The organism is Candidatus Hydrogenedentota bacterium, from assembly GCA_012523015.1.
GTDB lineage: Bacteria > Hydrogenedentota > Hydrogenedentia > Hydrogenedentales > CAITNO01 > JAAYBJ01.
The window spans coordinates 1-7,440 of record JAAYJI010000125.1; the positions used below are offsets into that span (position 1 = coordinate 1).

Annotated in this window: 7 protein-coding genes; 6 read left to right on the top strand and 1 reads right to left on the bottom strand. The window is 49.6% G+C overall.

Annotated features, from left to right (window positions below; genetic code table 11):
- On the top strand, positions 1 to 498 hold a 498-nt coding region (locus GX117_05355), incomplete at its 5' end, for a nuclease (protein NLO32771.1).
- A gap of 54 nt (positions 499 to 552) precedes the next feature.
- Entirely contained in the window at positions 553 to 1,560 is a 1,008-nt protein-coding gene (locus GX117_05360) for a sugar phosphate isomerase/epimerase (protein NLO32772.1), read from the top strand.
- Positions 1,561 to 1,607: 47 nt separating this feature from the next.
- Here GX117_05360 and GX117_05365 read toward each other — a convergent pair whose 3' ends face one another.
- Positions 1,608 to 2,771 (bottom strand): hypothetical protein, encoded by a 1,164-nt coding sequence (locus GX117_05365; GenBank protein NLO32773.1) that lies wholly within the window; start codon positions 2,769 to 2,771, stop codon positions 1,608 to 1,610.
- 600 nt (positions 2,772 to 3,371) lie between these two features.
- Between GX117_05365 and amrS the strand changes: the two genes are divergently transcribed.
- From amrS to GX117_05385, 4 genes are all read left to right on the top strand, one after another.
- Positions 3,372 to 4,340: an AmmeMemoRadiSam system radical SAM enzyme gene (amrS, locus tag GX117_05370; GenBank protein ID NLO32774.1), complete on the top strand. Its 969-nt coding sequence runs from the start codon at positions 3,372 to 3,374 to the stop codon at positions 4,338 to 4,340.
- Between the two features lie 8 nt (positions 4,341 to 4,348).
- Positions 4,349 to 4,513, top strand: a complete 165-nt coding sequence (locus tag GX117_05375; GenBank protein NLO32775.1) for a hypothetical protein — start codon at positions 4,349 to 4,351, stop codon at positions 4,511 to 4,513.
- 37 nt (positions 4,514 to 4,550) lie between these two features.
- Positions 4,551 to 6,149 (top strand): AmmeMemoRadiSam system protein B, encoded by a 1,599-nt coding sequence (gene amrB, locus GX117_05380; GenBank protein NLO32776.1) that lies wholly within the window; start codon positions 4,551 to 4,553, stop codon positions 6,147 to 6,149.
- 3 nt (positions 6,150 to 6,152) lie between these two features.
- Positions 6,153 to 7,440: hypothetical protein (locus GX117_05385; protein ID NLO32777.1), on the top strand; the 1,288-nt coding region annotated here is incomplete at its 3' end.

Genomic DNA, 7,440 nt, shown 5'->3' on the forward strand with positions numbered 1-7,440 from the left:
AAACAGGCATATGGTACGCGCGCCAAACAATTTACCAGTGACGCCTGTTTTCAAAAGGTGGTGCTCATACGGATCAGAGATATTGATCGCTATCAACGGCTTGTGGCAGAAGTCGTCCTGCCGGACGGTCGGCAATTAAATCGGGAATTACTTCGTGCCGGTCTGGCATGGTGGTATGAACAATACGCTCGGAACGAAGAAGAATTTAAGAGCTTGCAGGCACAGGCACAAGCGCAAAAGCTAGGCCTATGGAAAGACAAGAACCCTGTTGCGCCTTGGGATTTTCGGAGATTACCCAAAAAAACCAATGCTGCGCCGAATAAAATTGAGCCGCCGCCCCCTTCACCTCTGGACGGGACGACAACCGTTTATGTTACGAAAACAGGCACACGCTATCACCGAAAAGACTGTAAGACGCTGAAAGGCGGCAGTACAGCGGTAAGCTTGAAAGAGGCCAAAAGCCGAGGGCTGAGCCCTTGTCAACGATGTAAACCCTAAGGACTGAAGAATCGTATTGAGATTATTAGACGCTATAGAGAGGAGCAAATGACCATGTCGATGTTTAAAACGCAGAAAAAAAAGATGCTGTTTCTAGCCATTGTGTTGGGTGTATACCTTCCCGGCGCCGGACTCTTCGCAGAAGGAACACAAGCCATGTCTAAAGAATCAACAGGGATGTATGTGTCTATCCGCGAAAGTTCGCTTACGCAAAATACTTTCGCCACCACCCAAGAAGGCGTAGCCTATCTGGGTATCCAATCGATAGAATTAAGTTTGGATCGTGATTTTTCTGTCCACGCCCCTGATAAGGAAGAAAAAGTTATCCTTGCTTCTGATGACGATGTCCGCGCCTTTCGCGCCCGTTCGGAGTCTCATGGTGTGCACATCTGCGCGGTCTTAACGGCCTGTGACTTTAGTGCTGGAGATAAGGAATCCAATGTGAGCTGGGTTGTTCGTGCCATTGAGATAGCGGATTTGTTGGGCGCAGAGACGGTACGCATTGATTCCGCCATGTCTAAAGAACGGGAGTTGGATTTTGAGAGGCGCGTGCAATTATTTTCGTATGCGCTAAGCGAAGTATTGGCGCGTACTCCGAATTCATCGATAACGCTGGGCATCGAAAACCATGGCTTTCAGGGCAACAATCTGGCGTTCTTATTGAATATTTTTCAAGAGGTCGGCTCAGACCGGCTTGGTTCTACCCTGGATTTAGGAAACTTCTACTGGCGCGGTTATCCTTTATCGGAAGTCTACGGCATTATAAGCGTGTTAGCGCCCTACACAAAGCATACCCATGTAAAGAATATCAACTATCCTGAGGAGATGCGGGAAGTTACGCGCGAGGCAGGTTGGCAATATGGCCGCTATGCCTGTCCTCTTGATGAAGGTGATATCGATTTAGAAAAAGCGCTGGGTATTTTGGCGAAAGCAGGCTATCGCGGTAACATCTGTATTGAAGATGAGTCCTTGGGCAAAGGCAAAACCAATGAGGAGCGTATCGCCATACTCAAGCGCGATGTGGATCATCTGCAAGCGATCATAGAGCGTCTGAATCCTTAAAGAGAAGAACACGGCGCCGCTGCGTCAACCTTATAAGCCTCGCTCTTTTATTTGGCGAGTATGGCGCGTAAGGCAGGTTCCAGACATTCAGCCATGCGCAAGAATCCCAGATCGGTGGGGTGAACGCCATCGACCGCCGCTTCCCCATCGTTGCCGAGCAGAGGCGCTCCGAAGAAATAATGCAGATCGTTGATTCCGTTTTCGACGAGACGCTCATAACCTGCGTGAAGCTCGTTGTTTTTGGTTACATTGCCCTTACGCACTTCGGGCAGGAAGGTACCCGATTGGTAATGGACGCTTTCAACAAGCAGGATCGGCGTGTCCGGACGCGCTGCGCGCAGGGCGGTTACGAAAGGCACGATCCGTTCTGTGATCTCTTCCGCATTCGTGTTGGGCACGCAATCAATAACGTAGGCGGCGCACTCAATCTCAGCCATCAGTTCGCCGATTTCCGCGTCCATAGTGCCATTTCCTGAAAAACCCAGATTGATCGTGGGATAATCGAGATGCCGGCCAATAATGGAGGGATATGCCATACCGGGGCGTGCCGCGCATCCGCCTTGGGTGATGGAGGAGCCATAGAAGAGGATCGGTTTGTCTTGACCTTCAGGCCGTGCCGGCGGTTGCGACAAAACAGCTTCAGGGGGAACACCTATTTCCAAACGATCCGTTCCATTATAAAGAGGCAAATAAATGAGATATTCATATTCGCCCTCAGGGATGCCGGAGGCAAGAATCGCTTGTGTTTCTTGGGCGGCGGGACGACCGGCGCCGATCCATTGCCACGTGCCTTCGTTGTGTACGTAAATGTCGAGACCGCTCACGCCCGTGGCAGGCATGTGGGGCATCGCCAAACTCGTATTGCTGACCTTCCATTTAGCGCCGATTCTTTGCGCGTTCGTGGAAAAGCGTATTGCCATACCCGCCGAGTGATTGCTGAGACTCCAGACGGAAGAACGAACGATCTTTTCCGCCCGTGCAGGGAGGCGATGATAAAAGGAAGCGGTGTCGTTCCAGCCTTTGCCTTCCACGGTCAATTCCGCGGCGTCATACCACAGCCAATCTCCATCGGGATCAGCAACGGCCATATTTTGATCGAGTATTTCGATTGCAGGTTTTATTTCGTCGGCGAAAGGGCAGGCAAAGCTTGCTATTAAGGTGAAGGCAACAATCAGCCCAAGATTCAAATACCATCTGTTTTGAAGGTTCATCGAAGTTTCCTTTTATTGCTTTGGTTTTCGATAGAGACTCAGAAGTTGCAGTCTATTCGTTTAATGCTTCATCCGCAGCGCGCAAGTGTTCCTTGCGGCGTTTGTTCGTCATAATACCACATTTAAGTTCTAGGGGAAAGGTCTGTATTTCGACAGGTTTTTAACGCTTAAAAGGCTTTTATAAAGCTCCGTATAGCTGCACTTGATCCGGGAAAAGTGAGGGGGGAAATAATTGATTTTTCAGGGCGTATCTTATGTACAATAAAGTGGAAATAAACATTGTATTCATTGTGGCGTACAACTTTTCCACCTCGTCAATAGGGAGAAAATGCCATGGCTACCCAAGGAAAGAAAGATAAAGGAAAACGGGAACCGCAGAAAGCGGCAAAGCAGACTCTTTTGGAAAAACGTAAGTCCAAGGCGGACAAGAAAAAAGACAAACAAGCGTGACATCACCTTAGATTATATCTGCCCGTAGATAGAAAAATACTGCAGACCTCGATCGCTTCACCAAGGGATAGTGCCCTGTATACTGTCCGCTCTCTTGACATAGCGCCCAACAAATAGCACAATAGGGAGTATGACTGGAGAGAACTATCAATGACGGTACAATGTGACTTGTGCCCTAAGGCATGTATCATTGCTCCCGGCCAAAGCGGTGAATGCCGTATCAGGGTGAATATTGACGGCCGCCTTGTTGCGGTTAGCTATGGTCATCCTTGTGCTGTTCACTTGGATCCCGTCGAAAAAAAGCCCATATTTCATTTCCTTCCCGGTACGGATATCTTGAGCATCGCAACGGTAGGATGCAATCTGCATTGTCTGAATTGTCAAAATTGGGAGATTTCCCAAGAGAATCCTGAAAATGTGGCGGCGCAAGAGTTATTGCCGGAACAGTTGATTGCTCTTGCCCAAAAATTTGGCTGCCAGTCTATGGCATACACCTATACGGAGCCCCTCGTTTTTTATGAATACACCTTAGCGTGTTCCATGAAAGCACGGGAAGCGGGCTTGCGAAACATCCTTGTGACGGCGGGTTACCTCAATGAAGAACCGCTGCGCCGATTATTTGCCTATGTTGACGGCGCTCAGATTGATATAAAAGCCATGTCAGAATCTTTTTATCAGGATGTCTGCGACGCTTCTTTGGGGCCCGTTTTGAATGCCTGCGTTTTGGCAAAAGAAATGGGATTGCTTTTGGAAGTGACCAATCTGGTTATTCCAACGCTCAACGATAGCGAAGCTGATTTGCGGCGCCTTACCCGTTGGATTGTGTCCCACTTGGGAGCTGATACACCGCTGCATTTTTCACGGTTTCACCCCCAATACCGCATGCAAAACTTGCCGCCTACACCGGCGGAAATATTGCAATTGGCACGAACGATTGCGCAAGAAGAGGGGCTTCATTATGTGTATATCGGTAACCTTTCTTTGCCCGATGCTGAAAACACCTATTGTCCTGAGTGTAACGCATTGCTTATAGAACGTCGTGGCTTTACCGTGATCAACAACAACCTTAAGGATGGAAAATGTTTCTGCGGAAAAGAGATTTACGGGTTGTGGCAGTAAGCCGCCGTATGTTTTTATCGCTGTCGGCGTTGCTGCTGGTGCCGCTGCGTAAAAAAAAGATGCGCGCCTTGTCTCAACCGCTTCAAAGATCGGACACAGGATATCCTTATCCCGGCCCGATAAAAAGAATCGATGAACAGGAAATGAAGCGTCCATCAACTTGGGCGGGGTAAGGGGATGGGCGCTTGTCTTGAAGGAAAGGAGCCTTAGATGCGACACAGATCTTTTAATAAGGCATGGTCTTTACGCATGCCGTTTTGCTTCGTTATTATCGGCGTATTACTGTATTTTTTCGCTGCAGGATTGACTCACAATAACGCGTTGGCAACACAGGAGATTCCAATACCTATGAAATCGGTCGAATCAAAAAAGAGTATGACCTCCCCTTTGGCGGGTACGTGGTATAGCGGCAATAAATCACTCTTAAAATCGGAGATAGAAGAATGTCTGGCGTCGGCAGACAGCAGCCCCTTATCATCCGTACAGGCGTTGATTGTGCCCCATGCGGGATACCGATATTCCGGCGCTGTGGCAGCGACGGCTTATCGAAAAGTTGCAGACCGATCTTTCAAGCGTGTCATTGTTATGGGGCCGTCCCACCGCTTTGCCCTGCGCAACGCTGCTCATGTCTCTGATTTAACGCATGTCGTCACGCCTTTGGGTGAGGTCGCTTTGGATGTGGAAGCGTGCGACGCCCTGCGAAAGCATCCACAGTTTCAGGTAGTCCCCGGTGTAGATGAACAAGAACATAGTGTGCAGATACAGTTTCCCTTGTTGCAGGAGGCGCTGTCTGATTTCAAAGTCGTGCCCGTTGTGGTGGGGCAACTGGATAATGCTGCAGTGGCGGCCATGGCTAAAGCTCTGTTGGAAATTACCGATGATCAAAGCTTGGTCGTTGTAAGTACAGACTTTACCCATTACGGCGCGAATTACGGGTATGTTCCCTTTGATACGGATATTGATAGTAATTTGGAGCAATTGGATCTTGGCGCTTGGGAAAAAATAGGTGATAAGGACGGTGCGGGCTTTAACGCTTATGTGGAGAAGACAGGCGCAACGATTTGCGGGCGTTATCCCATTTTGATCCTTTTATCCATGTTGCCTGATCCGGCAGCCGGGCACTTGTTCGAATACAATACTTCCGGGCGCATGACCCAAGATACATCCATGTCGGTCAGCTATTTGTCGGCTGCATTCACCGGCTCTTGGAATAACTCGAAACACGTTGCCGAAAATGATAAAGAGGTCGAGCGTAGCCTTTCCGAAGAGGATAAAAGGGTATTGCTTCGCCTTGCGCGAAAAGCCTTGGAAAGCTTTGTAACCACAGGCACAATGCCTACCGTGGAAAGCCTTGGTATCACGGTGACACCGGGGATGCAACAACAGATGGGCGCCTTTGTCACGCTCACCATCAACGGACGATTGCGCGGCTGCATCGGCGAGATCGTTCCTCATCGTCCGCTTTATGAGGCGGTGTTGGAACGCGCTATTGACGCAGGTATCAACGACCATCGTTTCCCACGGGTAAGCGAGAAAGACTTGCCCTTGCTCCATTATGAAATATCTGCTTTGACGCCGCCCCGTCCTGTTTCCACCTATTGGGATATTGAGTTGGGCAAGCATGGCATGGTCATGAGAAAAGACGGATACAGCGCAGTTTTTTTGCCGCAGGTCGCCCCTGAACAAGGCTGGACTTTGGAAGAAACACTCACGAATCTTTCCTTGAAAGCAGGACTCAGACAAGATGCTTGGAAAGAAGGCGCTTCTTGGACCGTTTTTGAAGCGATTGTTTTTGAAGAAGAACATTAGAGTATGTGCGTCAAAAGAACAGCCAACGCCTTCCCTTTACTGGGGCTGGGGTTCTTTTCCTTAGTCGCGCAATCCTTACTTTTTCGCGATGTCTTTTCTGCCTTTGAATACAATGAATTGATGGTTGCCGCCTTCTACAGCAGCTGGCTGTTGTGGGTCGGTATCGGCGCATGGTTTGGCCGGTGGGAATTCCTATTTCCCACGAAGCATTCCTTTTTCTTCCCCTTGGCGCTCCTTGCTTATATTCCCGCTTTCCTTTTGCAGCACGTGTTGACGATCAACGTCCGATCCTTTGCCGGTGTTCAGGCTTATGAGCTGTTCCCGTTAACGCGGATGTTGGGATTGTTACTTTTGCTCAATAGCCCTGTGAGCTTTTTGACCGGATTTTTATTTCCCGTGGGATGTCGGTGGGCAGAACAAGATTCCCGACAACCTGTGTCGCGGGTCTATGCCCTTGAGACTCTCGGCGCTTGTCTGGGCGGTTTGTTTGTGACCTTATTGCTCCGCAATCACTTTTCCGGTCAACTCGTCTTTATAATCTTGGCATTGGTTACGGTCATTGGCGTATTGGCGTGGCTTATTCAAGAACGACAATCCCGATTTCAATGGCTGCAATGGCTTTTGTTGTTGGTTCTGGTTGGCAGTATCGCGGTAAGCGGATATCCACGTCGCTTGGGTCAATACTGGACACGGACGGAGGATTTGGCGGCGTGGGCGCGCCTCCTTCCCGCTGACTGGTTCGAAAGCAGCTGGAGCAGCGGACACGCCCGCTATTCGATGGGCCGTCGCGATCAACAATGGATCTTCATGACCGGCGGCAGCGTTTGTGAATCCTATCCCGGCGGTGATGAGGCGGCAGAAGTCGCTGCGATACATCTGGCGCAACAGCCTGACGCACGGGAAATTCTCGTCTTTGGTTCGAATACCCTTGGGGTAAGTGCCGCCTTTGCCTCCCTTTCAGAAGATATGCAGGTAAGTTGGCTTCATCCTGATCCTGAATATACAGAGGCACTCAGGAGCTTTCTTTCAAAGGAACTGCCCGACAATTTAAAAGTAGTTTCGGAAGATTTTGGAAACTATGTGCGCCACACAGCCCAAAAATATGACATGGTGGCGCTCTGTTTGCCCGATGTCACAACACTTTCATTAAACCGATTTTGTACACGGGAGTTTTTTGCTGAACTCGAAAAGATCCTAACACCAACAGGCATGGTTAGTGTGCGGGTCAGCGGCGGCGCTAACTATCTGGGCGAAGAGGTGACCGATCCCGGCGGTGTTATGCTTGCAACAC